The sequence below is a fragment of the Thiogranum longum genome, assembly GCF_004339085.1.
GTDB lineage: Bacteria > Pseudomonadota > Gammaproteobacteria > DSM-19610 > DSM-19610 > Thiogranum > Thiogranum longum.
Genome location: NZ_SMFX01000001.1, coordinates 2,649,561 through 2,675,505, shown reverse-complemented (window position 1 = coordinate 2,675,505; position 25,945 = coordinate 2,649,561). Strand labels below are relative to the sequence as shown.

The following is a 25,945-nucleotide window of genomic DNA, read 5'->3' as shown; positions in this document are numbered from 1 at the left end:
TTTTCGGAGAAGAAATACATGTCGGCACTGATTTGCGGTTCCTTTGCGTTTGACACCATCATGGTGTTCCAGGACAAGTTCAAGAATCACATCCTCCCGGACAAGGTGCATATTCTGAACGTTGCTTTCCATGTGCCGGAGATGCGCCGTGAGTTCGGCGGTTGTGCGGCGAATATTGCATTTAACCTGAAACTGCTGGGTGGTAATCCACTCCCGATGGGGACGGTAGGCAAGGACTTTGCTCCTTACGCCTCGTGGATGAAGCAGCACGAAATCCCGGTGACACATATCAGGGAAATCGGTGAGGCCTACACCGCGCAGGCATTTATCACTACAGACCAGGATGATAACCAGATCACTGCTTTTCACCCCGGTGCAATGGATTATGCCCATGAGGTTAAAGTCGCTGACGCGAAGGGGGTAAAGCTCGGTATCGTGTCGCCGGATGGCCGCCAGGGGATGATCGATCATGCCTGCCAGTTTGTCGAAGCCGGTATACCTTTTATATTCGATCCCGGACAGGCCATGCCGTTGTTCGACGGCGATGATTTCAGGAAGTTCATCGAGCAGGCAACCTGGATTTGCGTCAATGACTATGAGTCGCAGCTGTTGCAGGATCGTACTGGCTGGTCACTGGAAGAAATTGCGTCGCATGTCGATGCGCTTGTGGTGACCCGTGGCGGAGAAGGTTCGCAGATCTTTACCGATGGCGGCTGCATCGAAGTCCCGACAGCGAAGGTGAGTGGTGTGACAGATCCGACGGGTTGCGGTGATGCTTACCGCGGCGGTCTGCTATATGGCTTGATGAACGGGCTTGACTGGGAAGTTACCGGTCGTATTGCTGCCCTGATGGGCGCAATAAAGATCGAGCAGCATGGCACCCAGAATCATGCTTTTACGCTGGACGATTTCCGTGCTCGTTACAAGGACAGTTTTGCAGCTGACCTGACGGTTCTTCAAGAGGGCTGACAGGTGTTCCGTTCGGCGAAATCACAGGATATTGATGTTATTCACCAGCTGATTATCAGCGAAGCTGCACAGGGTCGCTTTGATCCGCGGTTGGCGGAAGAGACACACCAGGCAGGTTTACGAAAGAACCTGAACACCATTCGTAAACGGGGGCGCCGGCTTGATGAGGATGTCGAGGCGCAGTTGCTGGTATGGGAAACCGTGAGTGGTGAAATGGCCGGTTGCCTGATCAACAGCGCCATTCTTCCGGGTATGGGTAATGAACTCTGGATGGTTGCTGTTTTGCCCGACCTCCGTGGTACGGGTGAAGGTTCGCGTATGCAGGACAAGGCACTGGCCTTCCTGCATCCCCGCGTCGATGTATTCTCGCGTTGTGCGGCAGAAGCCCAGGTTCTGTACCAGATGAATTTACGGCGCGGGTTTTTACCGCTGGATGTCACGGAAAATGGCGTGCGTGTCATGAAGCTTCCGAAGATGGGGGCATCGCTGGCCGGGCAGGATGCTGCTCAACAGGAGCTTGGACCTTTCATCGAGATGCCGCTGGATTAACGACAGTGTTTTTCGAGGTACGCCCTGGCGTCGTTTTTCCTGGAGTCTATTTCCTGGTCTGATAAAAACCGGCGTTGCCCGTTTTCGTCCAGGCGATAGCGGCGCCCGCCTCTTTCCAGGTCGGTCAGCCTGTTTCTTTTCCGGTGGCATTTCTCCTCTTGCTTGACCCGTTTGGCGTCCTGTTCAGCTTTCCTGCGTTTTTCAGTCTCACGTTCTTTTTGTCGGGCATCAGTCCATTTGCGTATGTTTTCAAGACGCTGCTTTGCACTCGGGGCGGGCGTTGCAGGCGCTTTGTTTTGCCGTGGAACGATGACGCTGCCAGAGGAGCCCTCGCCGGGATTTTCATCGTAATGGACCTGGCCTTCTTCGTCGGTCCATTTATAGATTTCCGCAGATGCCGGTCCCGTGACGAACAGAAAGAGTATCAAGGTTAATATTTTCATGGCCGGTGTGAATTCATCAATGCTGTTTTCTCAGTGTGACCAGGTTTCCCTTCCGCTCAAGTTCAAGCTGTGACAGAAAAGACATACCCAGCAGGACCTCTTGCGGGAAAGCGCCTTCCAGTACTGTCGCCTGGATATTTTTGAGTTCAATATCACCGACCCTGACAGCATCGAGTTTCACATGGTAGGCAGGCGAAAGGCCCGACGCGGTAGAGACGGTACCGGGCGTACCGGTGTAGCGGAAGTCGATGCCCAGCTTGTCGGCCACGAGCTCGTTCATGGCCACTGTGGTTGCACCGGTATCAACCAGAAAATTGACAAGGTGACCATTGATGCTTCCCGGTGTCTGGAAGCTTCCTGATGCATCAGCCCAGATTCTGACCTCGGTGCTGGACCTGGCCTTGTAGGTTTTACCTGCCGCGGCAAAGCGCAACGATTGCTTTTTCCCGTGGTAGAGAACAACAGCATGGTTTGCGTTAACAGAAAGCAGTTTGACACCTTCACGGCTCGTTTCGCCCACCTTGAGCGTGCGCTGATTTCCGTCTATATGAATGACAGCTTTATCACCGAACTGGCCGATGAAATACAATGCGGTGTCCGCATGTAGTGAAGACGTCAGAAATACCAGTGCCAGTGCGCAGTATGTAACGATTCCCGGGCTGGCAGTTAGTGGGGCTGCTGTCCGAAAGTTGACCGGTTTTCCGGAGTAGTGCATGCGGCTGGAAACTCTTTATCGCAAGTAATGCGTTGATTGTGTCAGTTGTCCCCGGTAGTGTCGAGTTGTTCCCCCAGCTGCGCGGGGTCGTTGATGGGGGGCAGGCACTGTGTGCCCTGGCACAGCCAGGCCACACCTTTGTCCTGTGGCTTGCGCTCTGCGAGCAGGCCGGGAAGCCCGGTTGCCTCATCAGGAATAATAAAGCACATGCGCCGCGGTGCGTAGTTATTGCCGACAGCCTGCTGCCATATGATCTTGTCGTTGCCGGGTCGTATCACCAGTGTCTCCGGCGGGTTCAGGTATTCTTCGACTGCAACCAGTAGACCGGTGTGTCCGTACGGTCCTTGCTGGATGTGATTCCATGCGGCTTTCAGCGTGCCTTGTGCAGCATCTGTGTAGCGCGTATCACCAAGCAGGTGGCCGAGTCGGCCGAAGACTTTTGCGGCGATCGCATTTCCTGATGGCATGGCATCGTCGCCCAGTGGTTTAGGGCGCTGGATCAGCGCTTCGTGATCGTCGGCGGTAAACCAGAAGCCGCCTTCCGGGTCGGCGAAGTGTTCCAGTACGACATCGGCGAGCTGCAGGGCAAAGGCCATTTCGTCGCTGTCCCAGTGCACCTGCAGGCGCTCCAGAATGGCGTCGATAAGAAAAACATAATCGTCCAGGTAGGCTGAAAGGTGGGCGCGGCCATCCATGCACGTGGCGAGTAGTCTGCCCTCTGACCACAGGGTGGTGCGAATAAAGTCCAGTGCGCGTTGTGATGATGCGAAGTAACCGGGTTCATCGAAAACCCGCGCCGCCTGCGCCATACCTTTTATCATCAGCGCATTCCAGGATACCAGGACCTTGTCATCGCGGCCGGGTCGAATACGCTGCTCGCGTGCGTTAAACAGTTTGTTGCGTGCGCTTGAAAGAAGCGCCTGCACACGCGCCGTATCGTTACCGGTTTTTTGTGCCACAGATTCAAGGGATTCATAGACGTGCGGGTTCCAGTGACCCTCGAAGTTGGGCTTACGGTCAAAACCATAACGCGCGGCGGCCACGGCATACTCATCCTCTTCGAGCAGTGCGTGCAACTCATCCTGCGACCAGACATAAAACTTGCCTTCCTCTCCTTCGCTGTCGGCATCCAGGCTGGAGTAATAACCGCCTTCCGGTGCCTGCATTTCGCGCTGTACCCAGCCGGCGGTCTCTGCAACGATGCGTTGGTAAAGCGGGTTGCCGGTTGCTGCCCAGGCTTCGCTGTATAACGACAGCAGCGGGCCGTTGTCGTAGAGCATTTTTTCAAAATGCGGAATCATCCACTGGTCATCGACCGAGTAGCGACAAAAACCGCCGCCTGCCTGGTCATACATGCCACCCAGTGCCATGCGATCCAGGGTGAACAGCGTCATGTCCAGTGCTTCTGTATCCTTGCCGCCGGTTGCAGACCAGTGGCGCAGCAGGCGTTCCAGACTGGTCGGGTGGGGGAATTTGGGTGCTTTGCCAAATCCGCCAAAGGTTTTGTCGAACTGGCCACCGAGTTGCTGGCGTGCAACATCCAGCGGCATACTGTCGATTGCATCCGCTGAGGGGGATTCGCTGCGATGCATATTGCGCATGAACTCGATCAGTGACTGGTTCTGTTGTTCCAGGTCACTGCGCTTGTCGCGGTAGAAGGCGGTGATCTGTTCACACAGGTCAGTAAAAGCGGGCAGGCCGTGGCGGGGTTGTGGCGGGAAGTAGGTGCCGCCAAAAAACGGGATCCGGTTTTCCGGGTCGAGGAACATGGTCAGCGGCCAGCCACCGTTGCGCTGCGTGAGCAGTGAGTGTGCCGTCTGGTAGATTTTATCCAGGTCCGGCCGCTCCTCGCGATCGACCTTGATATTAACGAACAGCCGGTTCATAACCTCGGCAGTGGCCGGATCCTCGAAGGATTCATGCGCCATGACGTGGCACCAGTGGCAGGCGGAGTAGCCTATGGACAGCAGAATGGGCTTGTTCTCGCGGCGCGCCCTGTCCAGCGCTTCTTCCCCCCAGGGGTACCAGTCGACCGGGTTGTTGACGTGCTGCAGCAGGTAGGGGCTGGTTTCGTTTGCAAGATGGTTGGTATATTGCGTGTCACGGGTCATGGTTGGGATCCGGTATAATTCCTGACTGGAACAGTCAACTATACAGAGGCGGTCTTGCCGCGCACAAGCGAGCGGAAAACCTTTTCAAGCTTATGGATCTTTCCCTCGTAATTCCCGTGTTTAATGAACAGGACAATGTGCAGCCGTTGCTCGATGAAGTGTGCTCGGTACTGGACGGCCGCTTCGACTACGAGGTGATCTTTGTCGATGACGGCAGCGTCGATGCCACGGCCGGGCGGTTGGCGGCGCTGCGAGCAGCGTGCCCCCGCTTGCGGGTGCTTCGCCATGCCAGGAACGCTGGCCAGAGTGCGGCATTGATGACGGGACTGCTGGCCGCACGCGCGCCCTGGGTTGCCACACTGGATGGTGATGGCCAGAATGATCCCTCGGATATTTCCGTCCTGTACGAGGCAGCACAGGCCGATGACACCTTGTGGCTGGTGACAGGCTGGCGTCAACAGCGTCGTGACAGCTGGATAAAACGCCTGTCGTCACGCGTCGCCAATACGGTGCGCGCGGCCTTGCTTGGGGATGCAACGCCGGATACCGGTTGTGGCCTCAAGCTGGTGCGCCGCGAAGCCTGTCTGCAATTACCGCGCTTTGACCACATGCACCGTTTCCTGCCTGCACTGGTTTTGCGTGCCGGCGGCGGGGTGTGTTCAGTACCCGTCAATCACCGTCCGCGCCAGCGTGGTGTCAGCAAGTACGGTCTGCATAACCGTCTCTGGGCCGGCATAGTCGACCTGTTGGGTGTGATGTGGCTGCGCCGCCGACCGCTACGGCCGGATGCCCGCGAGGACGACTGAGTTTTGCACCCGTATCGTCGCCTGTGGAAAGGTCTGTTACTGGCTGCCGTGCTGGTCGCAGTCGGCTGGCTGTTGCAGTCCGGAGCTTTTGGTGTGTTGCCGGACAAGAGCTGGATAGATAGTGAAATCCGCAACGAGGGCCTCGCCGGCAGATTGTGGTTTGTCGGTGTGGCTGCACTGTTTGCTTCGCTGGGGCTACCGCGACAGGTGGTGGCGTTTCTCTCGGGCTACGCCTTCGGGTTCGCGGAAGGCACCGTGCTGGCCATGTTGGCGGTGCTGGCCGCCTGTGTAATGACCTTTACCTATGGACGTGTGGCCCGGCGCTTCCTCGGTGTGTCCGGGGTACCGGAACGGTTCAGGCGTATGGCCGCGTTTGTGCATGAGCACACCTTCACTACTACCCTGGTGATTCGTCTTTTGCCGGCCGGCAGTAACCTGTTGTTGAACCTTGCTGCCGGACTTGGCGGGATACGGGCGATACCCTTTTTCTCCGGCTCGGCGCTGGGCTATATGCCGCAGATGTTGATATTTTCCCTTCTCGGCAGCGGTGTTCATGTTGACCCTGTCATGCGTATCGGTATCGGCGTTGTGCTGTTCCTGATCTCCGGCGTGCTGGGTGTGCAGCTTTACCAGCGCTACCGGCGCCGTTTGCCGGTCGTGCCGGGAGAAGTGCTGTGAAGGGTCGGGAGGTAGTGCATTGGCTGGAGTTGTTGCTGGCAGCGGCTGCACTGTCTGCTATCCAGCTATGGTTGCGCCCGTTGCTACCCGTCGACGAGACGCGCTACCTGAGCGTGGCATGGGAGATGTGGCTGCGCGATGATTTTCTGGTGCCCTACCTGAATGGCGAGCCATACAGCCACAAACCCCCCTTGCTGTTCTGGTTGATTCATGCGTTGTGGTCACTGACGGGTGTGTCGGCCCTGTCCGCGCGTTTGCTGATGGCAGGTCTGGGTCTGCTGGCGTTAGGACTGTCCACGCTGCTGGCGCGTCGCCTGTGGCCGCAGCGGGCAGATAGTGTTGCTGGCCTGGTGCCCTGGTTGCTACTGGGGAGTCTGTTCTGGCAGAACTTCTATACCCTGGTGCAGTTCGACATGCTGCTGGTGATTGCGGCGCTGGTGGCCTGGCTGGGGCTGCTCGATGTGCCACAGCGGCCACTGCGCGGCTGGTTTCTGGTCGCTGTGGCGCTGGGTTTCGGCGTACTGGCGAAGGGACCGGTGATATTCCTGCCGGTATTGCCTGTCGCACTCCTGGCGCCCTGGTGGCTTGCCGATCGGCCACAACACTGGTGGCGATGGTATTCAGGGCTGGCGGGCGCCGTGCTGCTGGCGGCGGTGATTGCACTGGCGTGGGCCATACCGGCCGGACTGGCGGGTGGAGAAGATTATCGCGAGGCGATTTTCTGGGGACAATCGGCCGGGCGGGTGGTGGACTCCTTTGCGCATCGCAGCCCATGGTGGACTTACCTGTGGTTGCTGCCGGTCATGTGGTTGCCGTGGCTGCTCTGGCCGGTTTTGTGGAAGGCCGTTCGGTTACTCGGCAAGCCGGAGAAGTGGGATTCGGGGGTGCGCTTTTGTCTGGCGGTACTGGTGCCGGCATTACTGCTGTTCAGCCTGGTGAGCGGCAAGCAGGGCAAGTACCTGCTGCCGCTGTTCCCGCTGGTGGCTGCATTGCTGGCGCGGGCGTTGATCGAGTGGCAGCAGGTCCGCCCGGAGCAGCGATTCAGCCTGTTGTTTGTGGCGGTGCTGCTGGCGGGAGCGGGACTGCTTTTACTGGTATTGCCCTGGTGGCCGCAGGGCCCGGCGTGGCTCGCCTATATTCAGTTGATGTGGGGCCCGGCACTGCTGCTATGGTCTTTTGTGCTGATGCGATTGAGCCTTCCCCTGCCGGCAGCCGTGCGCGTGGCGGCGCTGACGACTATGTTTATGACAGCGGTGGTGTATGCCGGGGTTTTGTCACTGGCGACCACGCCGTTTGACCTGCGGCCGGCAAGTCACCGGATTGCGCAATTACAGGAACAGGGTCGACCGGTCGCCTGGCTGGGCAAGTACCACGGTCAGTTCAATTTTATCGGGCGCCTGCGACAGCGCATCGAGCCGTTGCGGGACAGGGTTGCGCTGCAACACTGGCAGAAGGCCCACCCGGACGGTTACCTGCTGGTCAATCACAAGGTGTTGCCGGCGCATTTGCCTGTCGATGTGGAGGTCTGGCCTTACCGTGGCGGCAGCCTGGTTTTGTGGCCGGTATCGCGCCTGCCGTCAGCCCCGGATTGGCTCGACGCGATGGCGGCGAGCGCGTAAGCTTGCCGGCTTTGAATGAATCGGTATCAAGGACTGCGTTGTGAGTGAAACCCTGCCCCCGTTACGGTTGAAGAAGAATGAGGAGCGCCGCATTCGCGCCGGACATGTGTGGGTGTACAGCAACGAGGTAGACAATACCGCCACACCGCTCAAGGCGTTCACCCCGGGTCAGGCAGTCCAGGTCCAGGCCCATAACGGTAAATCGCTTGGCAATGGCTATGTGAATCCCGCTTCGTTGATCTGTGCGCGGCTGGTGAGTCGCGATCCGAACTATGTGCTGGATCGATCGCTGATTGTGCACCGCCTCAAGGTGGCCTTGTCGCTGCGCGAATTTTTGTTCGACCGGCCTTTCTACCGGCTGGTGTACGGTGAATCCGATCAACTGCCGGGACTGGTCATCGACCGCTACGACGATATCTGTGTGGTTCAGTTGACCACGGCGGGTATGGAAGCCGTACGCGAGCAGGTGCTGGAGGCGCTGGACAAGGTGATACACCCGAAAGGTGTGGTGTTGCGTTGTGACAGTTCAATTCGTAAATTCGAGGGGCTGGACAGTTATACCGAAACACTGGGAGACGTCCCGGAGCACATCAAGGTAGAAGAGGCCGGGCTGGGGTTTGATGTCTCGTTGCAGCAGGGGCAAAAGACCGGCTGGTTCTATGACCAGCGCATGAACCGGATTCGCCTGCGCGCCTATGCAAAAGAAAAACGCGTGCTGGATGTATTCAGTTATGTTGGCGGCTGGGGCTTGCAGGCCGCCGCGGGTGGCGCCAGCGAGGTATTTTGCGTTGATGCCTCGGAGCAGGCGCTGGATCGCGTCCATGCCAATGCACAAGCCAACGGTTTTGGAGACAAGGTTGCCAGTATCCAGGGAGATGCTTTTGAAGTGTTGTCACAATTGCGTGTCGACCAGGAGCGCTTCGACGTTGTGGTGCTTGACCCGCCAGCCTTTATAAAACGCCGCAAGGACAACAAGGCCGGTGAACAGGCCTACCATCGCATCAATCAACTGGGCATGCAGGTGCTGAAAAAAGACGGGATACTGGTTTCGGCGTCCTGTTCGCATCACCTGGGCGAGGAGCAGTTCCAGAAGATTTTGCTGCAGTCCTCTCGTCACCTGGATCGCAGCCTGCAGATCCTGGAGCGTGGCCACCAGGCGCCGGACCATCCATTACACCCGGCCATCCCTGAAACCGCTTACCTGAAAGCACTGTTCTGCCGCGTATTGCCGAGCTGATTATGTTGACCTATCCGAATATTGATCCGGTGGTTGTTTCGTTCGGGCCGTTTGCCATTCACTGGTACGGACTGATGTATCTGATCGGTTTTATCGCGGTCTGGTGGCTGGGTACTATCCGTGCACGCAAACCCGGCTCCGGGTGGACGCCGGAAGAGATCAGTGACCTGCTGTTTTACGGTGCCCTTGGCGTTATTCTTGGCGGGCGCATCGGTTATATCCTGTTTTATAACTTCGGTCTGTTTCTCGACGATCCCCTGGTGCTGTTTCGCATCTGGCAGGGCGGGATGTCATTTCACGGTGGCATGCTCGGCGTATTCTTTGCCATGTGGCTCTATGGGCGCAAGACCGGGCGTACCTTTTACGAAGTGACCGATGTGATCGCGCCCTATGTGCCTGTCGGTCTGGGCGCCGGGCGGATCGGCAATTTTATTAACGGCGAGCTTTGGGGGAAACCGACAGACCTGCCCTGGGGTATGGTGTTCCCGTTCGTCGACAATCAGCCGCGTCACCCGTCCATGCTCTACGAGGCCTTTCTTGAAGGGTTGGTGCTGTTCATTATTCTGTGGTTTTATTCGGCGAAGCCGCGACCACGCCGTGCAGTGTCCGGCATGTTTATGCTGTGTTATGGCATTTTCCGTTTTGCAGTGGAGTTTGTGCGTACGCCCGATGCACACATTGGTTACCTGGTATTTGGCTGGGTGACCATGGGGCATGTGCTGTCTGCGCCGATGATCCTGTTTGGACTTTATTTGTTGTGGTGGGCCTACTCGGGGAGAGGGAAGCGTGAAGCAGTATCGTGACCTGATGCAGCACGTGCTGGATAACGGCGTGCGCAAGGAGGACCGTACCGGGACCGGAACGCTGAGTGTTTTCGGTCACCAGATGCGTTTCGACCTGGGGGAAGGGTTTCCCGCCGTCACCACCAAGAAGCTGCACCTGCGTTCGATTATTCACGAGTTGTTATGGTTCCTGCAGGGCGATACCAATATCCGCTACCTGAAAGACAACGGTGTCAGCATCTGGGACGAATGGGCCGATGAGAACGGTGAACTCGGTCCGGTATACGGCTCCCAGTGGCGTAGCTGGCCGGCTGCGGACGGCCGCAAGATCGACCAGATCAGCCAGGTCATCGACCAGATCAAAAACAACCCGGACTCCCGGCGCATTATCGTCAGTGCCTGGAATGTCGGTGAAATCGACAACATGGCGTTACCGCCCTGTCATGCCTTCTTCCAGTTCTATGTGGCCGAGGGCAAGTTGTCCTGCCAGTTATACCAGCGCAGTGCGGACATCTTCCTGGGTGTCCCGTTCAATATCGCCTCCTATGCCCTGCTGACCATGATGATGGCGCAGGTGACCGGCCTGCAGCCGGGCGATTTCGTACACACGCTGGGTGATGCCCACCTGTATTCCAACCATCTCGAACAGGCCCGTACCCAGTTACAGCGCGAACCGCGCAAACTGCCGACCATGCAGATCAACCCGGATGTAAAAGACCTGTTCAGTTTCACCTTTGAAGACTTCGAACTGGTCGACTACGACCCGCACCCGCACATCAAGGCACCGGTTGCCGTGTGATGAAAATCTCCCTCATTGTCGCCATGGCGCAGAACCATGTGATCGGCCGTGACAACCAGCTGCCCTGGCGCCTGCCTGCTGACCTGCAGCATTTCAAGGCGCTGACGATGGGCAAACCCGTCATCATGGGTCGCAAGACCTGGGAATCACTCGGGCGCCCGTTACCGGGACGAACCAACATTGTGATTACCCGCGATGTTGGATATCAGGCCGAGGGCTGTGTCGTTGTGCATTCTGTCGAACAGGCACTGGAAGTGGCCGCCGGCAGCGACGAAGCCATGGTCATCGGCGGCGCAAATCTCTACCGGCAACTGCTCGACCGGGCTGACCGTCTGTATCTCACGCTGGTCAAGGCAGATGTCGAGGGCGACACCTGGTTTCCCGAATTCAATCTGACGCAGTGGCATGAAGTTGAACGCGAAGCACATACACGCGATGACAAAAATGAATTCGATTTCGAGTTTGTCACACTGGAGCGCATTACCTGAACGCTGCCACTAAATCTACCCATACCAGCCGCTATTTTTCCTCACGCGGCGACATCGCCCCCGGACAGGCATACTCCACACGCTCCGGCTCTGCCGTGTCCACCCGCAGCGCCGTCAACGTCCCGCCCCACAGGCAACCCGTATCCAGCGAATGAACGCCATTACCGTCATAAGCCCCCAGCGTCGACCAGTGCCCGAACAGGATATTCATATCGGCACTTTTTCTTGGCCATTCGAACCACGGCCTGAGGTGCCTGGGCTGGGTGCCGGGTGCGCCCTTGTGTTCCAGCGCCAGTCGTCCATTGGCATCACAGTAGCGCAGCCGTGTTAAACAGTTGGTGATGAAGCGCAGGCGATCGTGACCGCGCAGCGACTCGGACCACAGGTTAGGGTGGTTTCCATACATGGTCTCGAGAAAGTCTTTGTAGTCCGGGCCTCGTAACACCTGTTCCACTTCAGCGGCACACTGTTGTGCAATTTGCAGGTTCCATTGTGGGGGCAGCCCGGCATGGATCATGGTGTAACCGGTGTGGCCATCATGGTGAAGCAGAGGCTGGTGACGCAGCCAGTCGAGCAATTGTGGTCCGTCATCGGCATCTATGATCTGATGCAGGGTGTCCCTGTGCTTGCGGTATTTCGGGATGTGCGCCGAGGCAAGCAGGTGAAGATCGTGGTTACCGAGTACCGTGACGGCATTCAGGTGGTGGAGAAAGCGAAGGGTCTCCAGTGACTTTGGTCCGCGGTTGACGAGGTCGCCTGCAAACCACAGCGTATCCTTGTGCGTATCGAAGTTTATCTGTTCCAGTAGTGCCTGAAGTTCGTCGTAGCAGCCCTGGATGTCGCCGATCGCCCAGATTGCCACCGGTCAGTGCAGGATGCGCGGAATCGACAGGCTGAAGGGCGGTATATCGGCATCGAATTCGACACCATCATCGGCGACCATCTGGTAGCTGCCTTTCATGCTGCCGACAGGCGTTTCCAGCATGGTGCCACTGGTGTAACGAAAATTTTCACCGGGCTTGAGGTGTGGTTGTTCTCCAATGACACCTTCGCCCTTGACTTCCTGCACGCGGTTGTTGGAATCGGTAATCACCCAGTGGCGACGTAGCAACTGGGCAGGTACATTACCGCAGTTCTCGATCGTGATGGTATAGGCAAACACATAGCGGCCCTGTTCGGGAAGTGATTGCTCTTCGATGTAGTGGGTTTCCACATCGATTTTGATATCGTAACTGTCTGTTGTCATGAATAACGACTCCTGAATACCACGAAAGGATACGTGCTTTACGACAGTGCGTACAGATTACCCCTTCTCATTCCGTGGGAGGCGCAAAGCCGTAAACGGGTCTATATTTATATCGAATACTTTGATGCGCAGGAGAGCGTTATGTTCCTGAAAGACAAGAGTACGGGTGACCTGGTGGAAGTTCTGGATATGGCTGCGATGATAGATCCTTGCAGTGTCGAACTTGAGGGGCGCTACCACGCCGGAGAGGAGTTGCAGGATCCGGCACGTTTTGTAAAAAAACAGCTGGCATTTCCTTCCGGGGAAGAATTGCCACGCTGCTGGATAGACGTTGGTTATCGGAGCGTCCGGCATTAGGGGTGCGCAGCCTACTGAAGGTTCAGTGTTTTTTAAGCGGGAGGGATGGCCCTGCTGTATGCGTTTTCCGTCATTTCGGCATATACTGAAACGACAAATTCGTGAGGGAGTTTCTGGATAATCCCTCATACCGGCTTAATCCATCATACCCGCGCAGGCCGGTATCCCTCTCATTGAAACCGCTGGATTCTGGCATACACCAGAATGACGGAATATGAATTGATCAGAGTTTCTCTGGATTTGTATAGCTATATCAATAACCTGAATATTCAATGGGTTTCTGATCTTGCCCTGTCATAGTCCAGTGCCCGATCTTTTATGCTGCCCTGTGCAAGTGCCAGAAATGTGAACGGGTTCACAGAAAGTTGCCTTGATATCATAAATGATGTCAGCGTCCCCCCGGAATATTGGGAAACGCACTGGCGGTGTTGCTATGAACACAATAAAATCAAGGCGTTATCGAAAGCCGGATCTGATGGTTGTCTTGACCTGCAGTGTTGCACTCGGAGTCGTTTTGAGTAGCGTTGCGCAAGCAGGTGAGGTGTCCGAAGGTAAAGGAAATCCGACGGGCCCGCTGCAGCAAATAAGGGCGGAAATAGTATCCGCAGAGTGGTTACAGTCTTTTTCGAATTTCGATCTGTCTGCCCGGCTGAAAAACTGGCGACCGAAAATTGAAGTGGATAATGGCGGGGATGGCTTGCGAATTGTGCACCCTTTCGGAGGTCATGGGCCGGCGCTCAAATTTTCCACCAGCGTTCCAGGCCATGTGAAACGTTGCCTGCGCGCCGGTGGCGATACCCAGATAGGCAGTCTGAACGACAATCCCGACGGATATCTTTTTTTACAGCGCCGCTGGTAGCGCCGGTGCTGGTCTCAGTGTTCCCGGGTTTTCATTCGCGAAAGCTGGTTGGCCAGTTTGATATATTGCTCCAGGCTGATGGTTTCCGGTCGTACTCCGGGGTCCACGTCCGCCGCTTCGATTTGCTCAGCAGGCAGCAGTTTTTTTAGCGTATTGCGCAGGGTTTTACGACGCTGGGAGAAAGCCGTGCGTACCAGCAGCGACAGGCTGGCAAGGTCATCAAGCCGGGCGGGAGGTTGTTGCCACGGCGTCAGCCTTACGATCGCAGACTCAACTTTGGGCGCAGGGTTAAAGGCACCGGGTTTGACCCGGAACAGCGGGTCGACCTTGCAGTGGTACTGGATCATCACCGACAGCCTGCCATAGTCACTGTTGCCCGGTGCAGCCGCCATTCTGTCCACAACCTCTTTTTGCAGCATGAAATGCATGTCTTGTATGGCCGGTGACTGGTCAATCAGGTGGAACAGCAGGGGTGTGGAAATATTGTAGGGCAGGTTTCCCACGACGCGCAGGCGGTCATCCCCGGCCAGTGTTCCGAAATCGAATTTCAGGACGTCCTGCTGGTGGATAATCAGCTCTCCGATTCCGGCGGCCCTGTCGGCAAGGGGCTGTATCAGGTCACGGTCCAGCTCCACAACCTCGAGTTTCCCGCAAGCTTCCAGTAATGGCAGCGTAATCGCACCCTGGCCAGGCCCGATTTCCACAATTCTCTGGCCGGGTTGCGGACTGACTGCCTGCACGATGCGCTGGATTATGCCGGCATCATGGAGGAAGTTTTGTCCAAAGCGTTTCCTTGGACGGTGACTCAAGGAGCTACCCATATCTTTATCAAGATTTACAGTCCGTTAGTAAACTAGACATTAAAACGTTTTCAACTCTGAAAACGCACTGGTACGAATAAGATGAATGGTTTTTTCTGCCTGTTCTGGTTCTACGCCACACATAACCAGTAATTCATAGGCGTACATCAGGCTGCTTTCCAGTCGGTCATCAAAGACCTGTACATTCAGACCCAGCTCGTCAGCCGTTTTCCAGCCGTGGCGGCTGCGTACCAGCACCGGGAGGTCGGGGTTAAGGCGATGCACATGTGCCAGTACCAATCGTGCTTTCTCTTCATCATCAAAAGCTATTGCCAGTGCCCGTGCCTGGTGGATTTTTGCCAGCTCCAGAATAATGGCATTTGCAGCATCACCAAACAGCAGTGATGGCTCCTGTTTGCGCAGTAACCGAACCCTTTCCGGGTCATTATCAATCGCCACCACATCAAAATCCTGCTCGTTCAGTATGTGCGCAATACCCTGTCCCAACCTGCCATAGCCACAAATAATGACATGGCCATGTAGGTCAGCGGTTTCCTCTGCCACATTTTCCAGTGTGTCGCTTTTCAGGCGCAAGGGATGGCGGCCATGCAATAACTGGGATATTGGGTAATTGAATCGTACAATTACCGGCGCCAGCAACATACTGATGATAAGGCCCGCCAGTACGGGCTGTAAAAAGGCTGCCTCCGCAAGCCCAAGTGAAAGTGCCTGTGCGACCAGTAGCAGGCCGAATTCTCCTCCTTGAGAAAGCGACACCGCACCACGTGCCGCATCCATGGCGTTGTAGGAAAACAGTCGAATCAACGCATACATCATCAGACCTTTTATCAGTGTAAGGCCAAGCAACACAGCCAGAACCATCAACGGTGCTGTAATCAAAACCTGGGGGTTAAGCTGCATGCCGATGCTGATAAAAAAGATGCCCAGCATCAAATCCCTAAACGGTCGAATATCAGCTTCGACCTGATGCCGGAAATGGGTTTCACCCAGTAGCATACCTGCCATGAAAGCGCCCAGCGTGGAAGACAGGCCTGCTAGCAGGGTTAATGCGGCTGCACTTAAAGCCGTCGCCAGCACTGTCAGCATAAATAATTCCAGTGAATGAGTGCGTGCAACAGTGTGCAATATTTGCGGCAACAGGTTGCGCCCGAACGCCACCAGCGCAATGAATACAGCCACTGCTTTGATAAAAGTTACCCATATTTCCCCTGATGTCGCGGTATTGTCCGGGGCAAGAAAAGGCAGCAGGACCAGAAAAGGAATGGCGGCGATATCCTGAAACAGCAATATAGCGGTCGTAATTTTCCCATGCACCATGCCCAGTTCACCCTGCTCGGCAAGCTGTTTCAGTGCTATCGCGGTAGAAGACATGGCAAATGCACCACCCAGCACGAATGCCAGCCCGGGCTGCATGCCTGCCCACATTAAAAACAGTGTAAATACCAGCGTGATCAGTAATACCTGGGCCCCACCCAAGCCCAGTACCAGACGGCGTGAGGCCAGCAGCCTCGGCAGAGAGAATTCGAGTCCGATAGTAAACATCAGCAGCACTACGCCGGTTTCTGCCAGCATATGAATCCATTCTGACTCATGCAAAATACCACTGACATACGGGCCGAACAGTAAGCCCGCAGTCAGATAGCCAATGATCGGCGACAGGCCAATGCGATAGCACAGTGCAACCAGCGAGGTCGTTCCTGCCATCAGTAACAACAGATTCAGAACCAGGCTGTGTTCCATCTTATACCCCGCGCATCAGCCAGCCATCTCGATTGCGCAGTGTATGGCGGCTACCAGGCTTCCAGGGTCTGCGCGGTGAGTCCCGGCAATTTCCAGGGCGGTGCCGTGATCAACCGAAGTACGGATAACCGGCAGCCCCAGCGTAATATTAATCGCCTGACCAAAGCCCATATGCTTGAGGACCGGCAGCCCCTGGTCGTGATACATGCACAGCACGGCATCGGTTTTGGCAAGCCACGGTGGTGTGAACAGTGTGTCGGCCGGCAAGGGTCCGGTGAGACTCATACCTTCGGCCGACAGCTGCTCGATGACAGGACGGATGATGGTGTCATCCTCGTATCCGAGGTGGCCACCCTCACCGGCGTGCGGGTTCAGTCCGGCCACCAGCACACGTGGCGATTTGATATGAAAATGTAGCTGCAGGTCCCGGTACAGGCAGCGGAGGACAGCTTCGAGGTTGTCTGCGGTAATCGCCGCAGGTACTTCGGATAGTGGCAGGTGTGTTGTCGCCAGGGCGACACGCAGGCCGGGTGTTGCCAGCATCATGACGACCTGTGTACTCGCGGTTTTTTCTGCCAGGTATTCGGTGTGGCCGGTAAAAGGGATGCCGGCATCATTGATCACAGCCTTGTGTACCGGTGCGGTCACCATGGCCTGGAAGGTTTTATCGAGACAGCCTTCAATCGCGGTATCCAGCGTCTGCAGGACATAGCCGGCGTTGTCAGGGTTGAGCGTTCCGGCATGTGACGGTGTATTGAGGTTAACCGGTGCTATGCACAGCCGGCCTTTTTGTGCCGAGCTGGCGGGGTTGAACAGCGGCAAGTCTGTTAGCGTTTTACCGGCTACCGTGCGGTTACCCAGAAGCTCCGGGTCACCGATCAGTACCAGCTCTGCGTCAAACAGACTGGCATCCAGTGTTGCGCACAGTTCCGGTCCGATGCCTGCCGGTTCGCCTGTGGTAATGGCAATACGCAGGGTCACGATCCGTTATCGATATACTCGACGTATGCTTCGTCGCGCAGTCGGCGCAACCAGATTTCCAGTTCTTCGTCAGTTTTGCGCTGGCGGATCGATTCGCGAACACGCGCACGGCGGTAGGCTTCCGTATCATCGTGGTCGCGACGGTCCAGTACCTTGATCAGGTGCCAGCCAAAACGGCTCTTGACCGGTTTGCTGACTTCACCGACATCAAGTTCGTTCATGGCTTTCTCGAACTCAGGTACCATCTTGCCGGGGCTGACCCAGCCAAGGCTTCCTCCCTGGCTGGCGGAGCCGGGGTCCTGTGAATGGGCGCGCGCCAGCTCGGCAAAATCGTCACCTGCCATAATGCGGTCGTAAAGCTGGGTGATACGTGTTTTGACTTCATTTTCCGATACCAGCGCATCAGGCCTCAGCAGGATGTGGCTGGCCTGCGTCTGATGGACGGTATGTTGTTCGTCACCGCGAATATCCTCGATTTTTACGATATGGAAGCCGCTCGGGGTGCGGATCAGATCGCTGATCTGGCCAGCTTTCAGCTGCCCGACCACATCGGAGAAGAAGGAGGGGAGCTGCCCGGTCTTGCGCCAGCCAAGATCACCACCATCAAGAGCGGTCTGACTATCTGATTCTGCGATGGCAAGCTGTTTAAAGTCCGCACCGGCCTTGAGGCGGGCGAGGATGTCTTCGGCACGTTTTTTTGCTGCCTGGATTTGTTCCGGGCTGGCGGCTTCCGGCAGGGAAATCAGGATGTGCAGCAGGTGATATTCACGTGACTGGTCATTGAACTCTGCGGCACTGGCCAGCAGATTGTCGACTTCCTGTTCACTGACCTGCACGCGGTTATCCACCATCTGCTGGCGTATCTTGTTCATGATGATCTGGTTACGGAATTCCTCGCGGAAAGCGACATAATCAAAGCCGTCTTTTTCCAGGACTTCGCGGAATTCAGTCAATGTCATCCCGTTCTGTTTGGCCATGCTGCGCAGGTTGGCGTTGAGTGTTTCATCGTCAACGCGTATACCGGAGCGTTCGGCAATCTGTAACTGGAGGTTTTCCAGTATCAGGCGGTCCAGTACCTGTTTGCGCATGACATCCTGTGGCGGGAGCTGTGCATCCTGTTTCTGTAATTGTTCGATGACAAGGCGTTCCCGGTTGTCCAGTTCGCTTTGCAGGATGACGTCATTGTTGACTACGGCCACAATGTGGTTCAGCGGCACATTGGCGAGCAATTGTCCGGGCAGTATAAATACCAGAGTCAGCAGGAGGGATATCAGTTTCATTCAGGTCTCAGTTTTCAGGTCGGTCGGTGTAGCCAAGGATACCATCTTCCAGTACTGACTCGATGTCATTGCCAATACGTGCCAGTCCCTTGAGGACAAACTGGAACATAATGGAGCGTCGGGGTTTATCCTCGTCAGCAACAATATATTCACGGGCAATCAGCCGGACACCCCAGCAGCAGCTGTCATATTCGATACCCGCCATGGTCTCAAGTTCCGAGGATTCATTAAGGTCATAGTACCAGCGTCCGAGTACATGCCACGATGGTGTCAATGGCCACAGGATAGAAGCGTCTATCTGACTCTGGGATTGCCGCAGGAACCGGTAGGACAGGTTAGCGACCTTGCGGTATCCCGGTCGGTACTGAAGTCTCAGGTTGCCGCGCTCAGTCTGCCCGTCGTAAGGATCCCACACCATATCTGCCTTGCCCAGCCAGGAGCGTGACAGTGCCAGTTCCATTTCACCGGCGACGCTGGAGCGGCTGCGCGTCCTGGGTGCGCTGTTGTCGATTGTGACATTTCGATTGGCGAAGTAGAACAGTTCCCCCACCGAGGCACGGAAAAGCTGGGCGCCGGTGTCTGCATCAAGTACGCGCGTCGACACCGCCAGTGCCGCCTGGTTGGCGTCACCCATGCGGTCGGCACCGTTGAAACGGTTTTCGGTGAACAACTCCCGGTAGGTGAAAGTTGGCTCACTGGTATCAAACAGTGGAATGTCTTCCTGGTTTTCACCCTTTACATACAGGTACCAGAGGCGTGGCTCGAGGGTGTGGGTGTAGCGCTTGTCCCCGAAGTTCAGCGGGCGTTCAAGGAAAAGAGTCCCGTCCAGGCTGGCAAGGGGTGTAGTGCGGCGTTGTTGCTTGTTGATGCCGGCATTCTGGTTGTCAAGCTTGTAGGCCGTATGGCGGACGCCAATCCGTGGTGTCAGTTCAAAAGCATTGCGGCGCAGTGGCCAGCTGATTTCAGGTTGTGCGTCGAAGCGGTCTGCGGTAACACGTGCATCCTGGTCAAAGTTGACCAGCGTAGCATCCAGTTTGCTGTCGATACCCAGTGGACGCCACGGACTGCTGGCATTCAGCCTCAGTGCAGGCAGACGTTCGTAGGGCCGGTCCTCGGGGGCGATGGTACGGTCGATGGTCTGGTAGTCGTCAACCTGTATTCCGGCCTGCCACCAGCGGGTCCGGTAATCTGCCTGGGCTGATCGCCTCAGGTGAGTGGCGCTGGCCAGGCTCAGTGAGTCACCCAGGTCGTTCAGGTAATCCTTGTCTGAAACCCGGTCATAGTCGATACGCGTGGTCAGGTGCTGTCCGAAGCGGTTGGTATCCCGGAAGGTAAAGCGGTTGCGGTTTTCTCCCGTGAGGTCGTCGTTGGGCAGGATTTCGTAGTTGATAATGCCATCCTGGCGGCGGAACTTGTAGCGAAATTCGGTGCTCAGCTGTGCGCCACGATTTTCCAGGTAACGTGGCGTCATGGTGGCATCATAGTTCGGGGCCAGATTGAAATAGTAAGGCAGCGAAATCTCCAGGCCCGACTGATTGGAGGAACCGAAGCCTGGTATCAGGAAGCCGCTTTTCCGCCTTTCGTCGATCGGGAATGACAAGTAGGGGGTGTAGATTACCGGTACGCCCTTGATGTTGAGCCGGGCATGACGTGCAACACCCTGACCTTCATCCTGGTACAGGGTTACCTCGCTGGCACGCAGCATCCAGGCGTTGCTGTTGTCGGCGCAGGTGGTGTAGGTGGTTTTGTCAAACTGCGTGATACCGGGTTCCAGCAGCCGGGAGGTTTCGGCGCTGCCGCGTGCATGGCGGCTATAGAGCCGGAACTGTGTATCGTAAAAGATGCCATGATTCTGTTTCAGCCAGAAGCTGCCATGATCGGCAGTCATGGTCATATCCGGCTGGTCAATACGCACCTTGCCTTCAGCCCGCACTTCTTCACTGTCTTCGGTATAGGTGACTTGCTCCGCCTTCAGGCGCTTGTCTGCACGGGTAATTTCGGCGTTGCCGGTTAGCGTCAGCTTGCCACCGGTTTCCCGGATAGCCGTATTCCCGATCAGCATGGTCGGGGCCTTGTCAGGATCACCATTGAAGGCCGGTTGAAAATCCTGCAAAGGTTGCGGTGGGCAGACGGCCCAGGCAGAAGAGGGTTGGTAGGGGTCTTCATGGATGTAGTAGGGGTAGTTCTTGTCGTTCGATTTTTTGTCTTTGCTACCGATATCCTGTGCCAGTTCCAGACCGCTGCACGCCCAGCCAGGCAGGGAACCGGAGCAGTCGGAAGAGGCCGCAGTGTACGGTGCGGGAAGCAGGCCGAGCGCCATGATCAGGAGAAAGATTCGGATGTTCACAAACAGGAATTCGGCTCGGCTGGTTCAGTCGGGATGCGCCAAAATCGCGCAAGGCGTCAGTATATTCAATTGTTCAGGCAAAATCGCCTCTGATTCTGCTGTCCAGCGGGTAACCGGGCCGGTTATTTGTCATGCCATATCGTTATAATGCACCTTATAACCTCAAAGCTTACTATGGAATATGCATGACAGACCGGCTTGACCTGCTTCGGCAATGGACACTCAGTCAACTCGCCTGGCCGGCTGCAGAGCTTGCCCCGGCCTCATCAGATGCCAGTTTCCGCCGTTATTTTCGCGTTTCCGATGGAAATGAAAGCTATATCCTCATGGATGCGCCGCCCGGGCAGGAAGATTGCCGCCCGTTCATCCACGTCAGTGAATTGATGCTGCAACTGGGCCTGCATGTGCCGGAGGTGATCGCCAGCGACCTTGAGCGGGGTTTCCTGTTGCTATCGGATCTCGGCAGTCAGAGTTACCTGGATGCGCTGGACGATACCACCGCAGACCGTCTTTACGGTGATGCCATGGGCGCATTGCTGGCACTGCAAGGCTGTGTGACGCCGGATTGCGGTTTACCGAACTATGACAGGAACCTGCTAGTGGCTGAAATGGGGCTGTTTCGTGACTGGCTGCTGGACAGGCACCTCGGGATTGAGCTGGACAGTGCGCAGGCGGCAGAACTGGAAGCCTGTTTTATCCGGCTGGCAGAAGCTGCGCTGGTACAGCCGCAGGTCTGTGTACACCGCGATTATCACTCACGTAATCTCATGGTTTGCGAACGGCACAACCCCGGCATTCTGGACTTCCAGGATGCCGTCATCGGGCCGGTGACCTATGACCTGGTTTCATTGTTGCGTGATTGTTATATCAGCTGGCCGCGCGAGCGGATCGAGGGCTGGGTTAGTGGTTACTACGATCTCGCCCTGCAAAGCGGCATTTTTCGCAAGGAGCAGGGGAGTGAAGCAGACTTTCTGCGCTGGTTTGATTTGATGGGGGTGCAGCGACACCTGAAGGCGGCCGGGATTTTTGCCCGCCTCAACCACCGCGATGGCAAACCCGGCTACCTTGCGGACATTCCACGCACGCTGGGGTACGTCCGCGAAGTCAGCGCCGACTACCCCGAGCTGGCACTTTTGGGCGATCTGGCAGGGGACGTCATCAAAACCTTATGAAAGCCATGATCCTTGCAGCTGGTCGTGGCGAGCGTATGCGTCCACTGACGGACCGGCTACCCAAACCACTGCTGGAGGTGGCCGGTAAACCACTTATCGAATACCACGTCGAGGCGTTGCGTGATGCGGGATTTTTCGAACTGGTCATTAATCACGCCTGGCTGGGCGAGCAGATTATGCAACATCTTGGCGATGGTGCGCGCTTCGGTGTAAAGATCCGCTATTCCCCCGAACCGGAAGGTGCGCTGGAAACCGGTGGAGGCATTTACAATGCCTTGCCGCTGCTGGGCGATGAAGCATTCCTGGTGGTCAACGGCGATATCTACACAGACTTTCCCTACGCCACCCTTCGCCATACACCCCGGCAGCTTGCACACCTGGTACTTGTCGACAACCCGGAACATCACCCGCAAGGTGATTTCAGCCTCGAAAATGGCATCGTCACCGGTACAGGTAAGGGTGCACTGACATTCAGCGGTATCGGTTTGTATCGCCCCGAGCTGTTCAGGGATCAGCCGGCCGGCGCCTTTCCGCTTGCTCCATTACTGCGCGAAGCGATACGCTGCAAAAAAGTGACCGGCGAATACTATCGTGGTTACTGGGCTGATGTCGGTACCCCCCGTCGACTGGCGGAACTGAACGAACAATCCGGGAGAGAGGTTCCGCATGGGTGATGAGATCAGTCACAGCCAGTTTGAGCAAGCAGACTTCGACGCCTTTCGTGAGCGCCTGGCATCTGAGACGGCCTTGCTCGGCCAGTGGTTTGAAGAACAGGCTTTCTCCACCCGGGTGCCGGTCAGTGGCCTGGAGCTGGAAGCCTGGTTGATCGATAGCCAGGCACGGCCGGCATCGGTCAACCAGGATTTCCTTGACGCGATGGGTGACCCGCTGGTTGTACCCGAGCTGGCACAGTTCAATGTCGAGCTGAATGTGCACCCGCAGCCGCTCAGGGATCATGCACTGTCACGTTTACACCGGCAGCTTGATGAGACCTGGCACGAGAGTGAGCATGTGGCTGCCGGTATCGGCGGCACGCGCCTGGTAATGGTCGGCATTCTCCCCAGCGTGCGCCAGCAGGACCTGACACTGGATAATATGTCGAAGCTGGAACGTTACCGGGCCCTCAATGAGCAGGTGTTGCGGTTACGTGAAGGCAAGCCGCTGATGCTGGATATACATGGCCGTGAGCACCTCAATATTGTGCACAAGGATGTCATGCTGGAATCTGCCACTACCTCATTGCAATTGCACCTGAAGGTGAGCCAAAAGCTGGCCGTCCGTTACTACAATGCGGCACAGATCCTGTCAGCCCCGCTGGTTGCGGCAAGTGCCAACTCGCCCTGTCTGTTTGGCAAGCAATTGTGGGAAGAAACCCGTATCCCGTTGTTTGAACAGTCAGTGGAAGTGGGCGGTTTTGCCGGTGCCAGTCGCGGTCCGGTGAGACGCGTCAGTTTCGGAACCGGGTACGCGAAGGAATCCCTGTTCGAGTGTTTTGTCGAGAACGAGCAGCATTTCCCGGTATTATTACCCATGCAATACGGGGATCCCGAAGCCGAATTGCGGCATCTTCGATTGCACAATGGCACGATCTGGCGCTGGAATCGCCCACTCATCGGATTCGATGACGATGGTACACCGCACCTTCGTATCGAGCAGCGTGTTATGCCCGCCGGGCCAACGGTCATTGACAGTATTGCCAATGCAGCTTTCTATTTCGGGTTGGTGGAAGCGCTGGTACAGGGCGAGATACCCGCGGAGAACCAGTTACCCTTCGCGACAGCGCGGGATAACTTTTATGCCGCCGCCCGTGATGGGCTGGACGCACAGATTACCTGGCTGGATGGTCGCAAGGGACCTGCACAGAGCCTGCTACTGGACAAACTGGTGCCGCTGGCGGGATATGGGTTGGGTCTGCTGGGAATCGACGAGACAGATCGTGAGAATTATCTTTCCGTTATCAGGCAGCGGGTCAGTAATGCCTGTACCGGCGCCAGCTGGCAGCGTGCCTGGCTGGCGCGTCACGGGAACGATATGCAGGCATTGACCAATGCCTATTATGACCGCCAGAGAAGCGGTGAACCGGTTCATGGGTGGGATACCTGATGGGTAGCATATTGCATAAGGTGGACACCTTGCCTGAGTCTTTTATCGATGCACAACCGGAACAGCTCGCAGACTTGCTTGGCGGCCCGACGCTTGTACACCTGCAGGGGCGGCGTGAGCGCCCTCTGTTTGTATCTGTGCTATTGCATGGCAACGAAACGACTGGCCTGTTGGCGGTACAGGCCTTGTTACAGCGTTATTATGATCGTGAACTGCCACGCACACTGAGCCTGTTTATCGGGAATGTAGATGCGGCCCGTGACGGGCTACGCCGTCTTGCCGGCCAACCCGACTACAACCGGGTGTGGCCCGGCAGCGAGTGCCAGGACACACCGGAGAAGCGCATGATGAGCGAAGTGTTCGACATTATGCGTGAGCGCCGGCCGTTCGCCAGTGTCGATGTCCACAACAATACCGGCATCAATCCCCACTACGCCTGTATCAATCGCGTTGATCATCGTTATGTACAACTGGCCAGTCTGTTCAGCCGTACACTGGTGTATTTTACACGGCCAAAAGGCGTGCAGTCACTGGCGTTTTCCGAAACATGTCCGGCCGTGACGGTCGAGTGCGGCAAGGTCGGGCAGGCGGCAGGTGAGCAGCACGCGCTGGAATTCCTCGACGCCTGTCTGCACCTTAACGCGTTACCCGATCAACCGGTCGCCGACCATGACGTGGACGTGTTTCATACCGTGGCGATTGTGCGGGTGCCACGCAGTTTCAGTTTCGGTTTTGGTGATGTGTCGGCGGACATCAATTTTATCGAGGACCTCGACCATCTGAATTTCCGGGAGTTGCCGGCCGGTAGTACGCTGGCATATCTCAATGATGTGACATCTTTGCCACTGGAAGCATCCGATGAACAGGGGAATGAAGTGGCCGCACGTTACTTCACCATGAAAGACGGTTTGTTACAGACAGCTCGACCGCTGATGCCATCAATGTTTACGCTTGACGAAAGGGTGATTCGCCAGGACTGCCTGGGGTACCTGATGGAGCGATACCCGCTGCCGGCTCAGTAACCGCTTGCTGCCAGGTCGATATGACCGGGGATGTGTTCAAGGCGCGTTATACCGGTCTGCAACTTCCCGTCGGGATGCAGTTCCAGCCAGCGGTAACCGGGCGGTATTTCATCCACGGCAAAGTCCTCGCTGGCGGGCAGGAACTGCAGGCAGGTTGACGGGGAGGACAGCAGGCGCACATCGTTACGCCGTTGATCGAATGCCTGGTGTACGTGTCCCCAGGCAATCGCGCGTACCTGAGAGTGACGGTCAATGACAGCGAAAAAGTCATCCGGGTTATCCACGGCCATGGTGTCCAGCCAACGGCTTCCCATGAGCACGGGCTGGTGATGCAACCAGACCAGGGTTGGCAGGCCGGGGTGTGCGTTGAGCGCCTGTGACAGCGCGTCGAGCTCGCCTTCCGCCAGGTGTCCACCATCCTCACCTTCGACGGTGGAGTCGAGAAAGACCTGTTGCCAGCCACCGGCCAGGTGGCTGCGTACGCAGTGGAAGCCTCCGGCGTCCAGGTATTCACGTATCGCGCCGGCTTCGTCATGGTTGCCTGGCAGGCAGTAGGCAGGGATACCGAGTTGCCCGACCTGTTCCCGCAGACCCAGGTAGGCACTCATGCTGCCATCGTGTGCAAGGTCTCCACTGGCGACCACCAGGTCGAAGGTGGTGTCCTTTCGGACAAGGCGCAAGACCTGTTCAAGGCAATCACGTGTGTTGAGGCCCAGCAATCGACCGTCCGGAGTCGCGTAGAGGTGTGTATCGGTGATCTGGGCTATACGCAATGGTTTCCTGCCCTTCCGCTTTTGCTGCACCTGGCTCCGCCTTTTCTG

Annotated in this window: 26 protein-coding genes; 15 read left to right on the top strand and 11 right to left on the bottom strand. The window is 56.6% G+C overall.

Features of this window, described 5'->3' with window-relative positions:
* Positions 1 to 18: 18 nt before the first annotated feature.
* Together DFR30_RS13015 and DFR30_RS13010 are read left to right on the top strand one after the other, a co-directional pair.
* Positions 19 to 969, top strand: coding sequence for a carbohydrate kinase family protein (locus DFR30_RS13015; protein ID WP_132973920.1), 951 nt, complete (start codon positions 19 to 21; stop codon positions 967 to 969).
* A gap of 3 nt (positions 970 to 972) precedes the next feature.
* A complete protein-coding gene (locus tag DFR30_RS13010) occupies positions 973 to 1,518 on the top strand; it encodes a GNAT family N-acetyltransferase (RefSeq protein WP_132973918.1) in 546 nt (181 codons plus the stop codon).
* On the opposite strand, the gene DFR30_RS13005 is transcribed toward DFR30_RS13010, so the two are convergent.
* From DFR30_RS13005 to DFR30_RS12995, 3 genes are read right to left on the bottom strand one after another with little or no spacing between them, the layout of a single operon-like run.
* On the bottom strand, positions 1,515 to 1,961 hold the full coding sequence (locus DFR30_RS13005) for a DUF4124 domain-containing protein (protein ID WP_132973916.1): 447 nt from the start codon (positions 1,959 to 1,961) through the stop codon (positions 1,515 to 1,517). The genes DFR30_RS13010 and DFR30_RS13005 overlap by 4 nt on opposite strands.
* Before the next feature lie 16 nt (positions 1,962 to 1,977).
* Positions 1,978 to 2,676, bottom strand: a complete 699-nt coding sequence (locus DFR30_RS13000; protein WP_132973914.1) for a retropepsin-like aspartic protease family protein — start codon at positions 2,674 to 2,676, stop codon at positions 1,978 to 1,980.
* A 41-nt stretch (positions 2,677 to 2,717) separates the two neighbouring features.
* Complete coding sequence (locus DFR30_RS12995) at positions 2,718 to 4,787, bottom strand: thioredoxin domain-containing protein (RefSeq protein ID WP_132973912.1); 2,070 nt, start codon at positions 4,785 to 4,787, stop codon at positions 2,718 to 2,720.
* A gap of 92 nt (positions 4,788 to 4,879) precedes the next feature.
* Between DFR30_RS12995 and DFR30_RS12990 the strand changes: the two genes are divergently transcribed.
* Genes DFR30_RS12990 through folA form a run of 7 tightly spaced genes read left to right on the top strand, consistent with a single transcriptional unit; the run spans position 4,880 to position 11,196 of the window.
* Positions 4,880 to 5,593, top strand: coding sequence for a glycosyltransferase family 2 protein (locus DFR30_RS12990; protein WP_132973910.1), 714 nt, complete (start codon positions 4,880 to 4,882; stop codon positions 5,591 to 5,593).
* A gap of 3 nt (positions 5,594 to 5,596) precedes the next feature.
* Positions 5,597 to 6,271: a TVP38/TMEM64 family protein gene (locus DFR30_RS12985; protein ID WP_132973908.1), complete on the top strand. Its 675-nt coding sequence runs from the start codon at positions 5,597 to 5,599 to the stop codon at positions 6,269 to 6,271.
* Positions 6,268 to 7,890 carry an ArnT family glycosyltransferase gene (locus tag DFR30_RS12980; RefSeq protein ID WP_132973905.1) on the top strand — a complete coding sequence of 541 codons (1,623 nt, stop codon included), beginning with the start codon at positions 6,268 to 6,270 and terminating at the stop codon, positions 7,888 to 7,890. Before DFR30_RS12985 ends, DFR30_RS12980 begins: the two co-directional genes overlap by 4 nt.
* 40 nt (positions 7,891 to 7,930) lie before the next feature.
* Positions 7,931 to 9,127, top strand: a complete 1,197-nt coding sequence (locus DFR30_RS12975) for a class I SAM-dependent rRNA methyltransferase (RefSeq protein WP_132973903.1) — start codon at positions 7,931 to 7,933, stop codon at positions 9,125 to 9,127.
* Positions 9,128 to 9,129: 2 nt separating this feature from the next.
* A complete protein-coding gene (lgt, locus tag DFR30_RS12970; protein ID WP_132973901.1) occupies positions 9,130 to 9,930 on the top strand; it encodes a prolipoprotein diacylglyceryl transferase in 801 nt (266 codons plus the stop codon).
* Complete coding sequence (locus DFR30_RS12965; protein WP_132973899.1) at positions 9,914 to 10,708, top strand: thymidylate synthase; 795 nt, start codon at positions 9,914 to 9,916, stop codon at positions 10,706 to 10,708. The genes lgt and DFR30_RS12965 overlap by 17 nt, the downstream gene beginning before the upstream one ends.
* Positions 10,708 to 11,196, top strand: coding sequence for a type 3 dihydrofolate reductase (folA, locus tag DFR30_RS12960; protein ID WP_132973897.1), 489 nt, complete (start codon positions 10,708 to 10,710; stop codon positions 11,194 to 11,196). Before DFR30_RS12965 ends, folA begins: the two co-directional genes overlap by 1 nt.
* A gap of 31 nt (positions 11,197 to 11,227) precedes the next feature.
* Here the strand turns inward: folA and DFR30_RS12955 are convergent, their stop codons facing one another.
* Positions 11,228 to 12,058, bottom strand: coding sequence for a symmetrical bis(5'-nucleosyl)-tetraphosphatase (locus DFR30_RS12955; protein WP_132973895.1), 831 nt, complete (start codon positions 12,056 to 12,058; stop codon positions 11,228 to 11,230).
* Positions 12,059 to 12,061: 3 nt separating this feature from the next.
* Positions 12,062 to 12,442, bottom strand: a complete 381-nt coding sequence (gene apaG / locus DFR30_RS12950; RefSeq protein WP_132973893.1) for a Co2+/Mg2+ efflux protein ApaG — start codon at positions 12,440 to 12,442, stop codon at positions 12,062 to 12,064.
* A 141-nt stretch (positions 12,443 to 12,583) separates the two neighbouring features.
* Here apaG and DFR30_RS12945 point away from each other — a divergent pair, with 141 nt between their 5' ends.
* Entirely contained in the window at positions 12,584 to 12,799 is a 216-nt protein-coding gene (locus tag DFR30_RS12945) for an acetyltransferase (protein ID WP_132973891.1), read from the top strand.
* A gap of 433 nt (positions 12,800 to 13,232) precedes the next feature.
* On the top strand, positions 13,233 to 13,658 hold the full coding sequence (locus DFR30_RS12940) for a hypothetical protein (RefSeq protein WP_132973889.1): 426 nt from the start codon (positions 13,233 to 13,235) through the stop codon (positions 13,656 to 13,658).
* 14 nt (positions 13,659 to 13,672) lie between these two features.
* On the opposite strand, the gene rsmA is transcribed toward DFR30_RS12940, so the two are convergent.
* The 5 genes from rsmA to DFR30_RS12915 are packed head-to-tail and all read right to left on the bottom strand — an operon-like array spanning position 13,673 to position 20,827.
* Complete coding sequence (gene rsmA, locus DFR30_RS12935; RefSeq protein WP_132973887.1) at positions 13,673 to 14,479, bottom strand: 16S rRNA (adenine(1518)-N(6)/adenine(1519)-N(6))-dimethyltransferase RsmA; 807 nt, start codon at positions 14,477 to 14,479, stop codon at positions 13,673 to 13,675.
* 39 nt (positions 14,480 to 14,518) lie between these two features.
* Positions 14,519 to 16,219: a cation:proton antiporter gene (locus DFR30_RS12930; protein ID WP_132973885.1), complete on the bottom strand. Its 1,701-nt coding sequence runs from the start codon at positions 16,217 to 16,219 to the stop codon at positions 14,519 to 14,521.
* 15 nt (positions 16,220 to 16,234) lie between these two features.
* The gene (gene pdxA, locus DFR30_RS12925) at positions 16,235 to 17,200 is read right to left on the bottom strand and encodes a 4-hydroxythreonine-4-phosphate dehydrogenase PdxA (protein ID WP_132973883.1); all 966 of its coding nucleotides are present in this window, start codon (positions 17,198 to 17,200) and stop codon (positions 16,235 to 16,237) included.
* Positions 17,197 to 18,471, bottom strand: coding sequence for a peptidylprolyl isomerase (locus DFR30_RS12920; protein WP_424565411.1), 1,275 nt, complete (start codon positions 18,469 to 18,471; stop codon positions 17,197 to 17,199). The genes pdxA and DFR30_RS12920 overlap by 4 nt, the downstream gene beginning before the upstream one ends.
* Before the next feature lie 16 nt (positions 18,472 to 18,487).
* On the bottom strand, positions 18,488 to 20,827 hold the full coding sequence (locus DFR30_RS12915; protein WP_132973879.1) for an LPS-assembly protein LptD: 2,340 nt from the start codon (positions 20,825 to 20,827) through the stop codon (positions 18,488 to 18,490).
* 185 nt (positions 20,828 to 21,012) lie between these two features.
* Between DFR30_RS12915 and DFR30_RS12910 the strand changes: the two genes are divergently transcribed.
* Genes DFR30_RS12910 through DFR30_RS12895 form a run of 4 tightly spaced genes read left to right on the top strand, consistent with a single transcriptional unit; the run spans position 21,013 to position 25,124 of the window.
* Positions 21,013 to 21,999 (top strand): aminoglycoside phosphotransferase family protein, encoded by a 987-nt coding sequence (locus tag DFR30_RS12910; RefSeq protein WP_132973877.1) that lies wholly within the window; start codon positions 21,013 to 21,015, stop codon positions 21,997 to 21,999.
* Positions 21,996 to 22,673 carry an N-acetylmuramate alpha-1-phosphate uridylyltransferase MurU gene (murU, locus tag DFR30_RS12905; protein WP_132973875.1) on the top strand — a complete coding sequence of 226 codons (678 nt, stop codon included), beginning with the start codon at positions 21,996 to 21,998 and terminating at the stop codon, positions 22,671 to 22,673. The genes DFR30_RS12910 and murU overlap by 4 nt, the downstream gene beginning before the upstream one ends.
* Positions 22,666 to 24,102 carry a glutamate-cysteine ligase family protein gene (locus DFR30_RS12900; protein ID WP_132973873.1) on the top strand — a complete coding sequence of 479 codons (1,437 nt, stop codon included), beginning with the start codon at positions 22,666 to 22,668 and terminating at the stop codon, positions 24,100 to 24,102. The genes murU and DFR30_RS12900 overlap by 8 nt, the downstream gene beginning before the upstream one ends.
* A gap of 8 nt (positions 24,103 to 24,110) precedes the next feature.
* Positions 24,111 to 25,124: a M14 family metallopeptidase gene (locus DFR30_RS12895; protein ID WP_132974481.1), complete on the top strand. Its 1,014-nt coding sequence runs from the start codon at positions 24,111 to 24,113 to the stop codon at positions 25,122 to 25,124.
* Here DFR30_RS12895 and cpdA read toward each other — a convergent pair.
* Positions 25,118 to 25,897 carry a 3',5'-cyclic-AMP phosphodiesterase gene (gene cpdA, locus DFR30_RS12890; protein WP_207891902.1) on the bottom strand — a complete coding sequence of 260 codons (780 nt, stop codon included), beginning with the start codon at positions 25,895 to 25,897 and terminating at the stop codon, positions 25,118 to 25,120. The genes DFR30_RS12895 and cpdA overlap by 7 nt on opposite strands.
* Between the last annotated feature and the right edge of the window lie 48 nt (positions 25,898 to 25,945).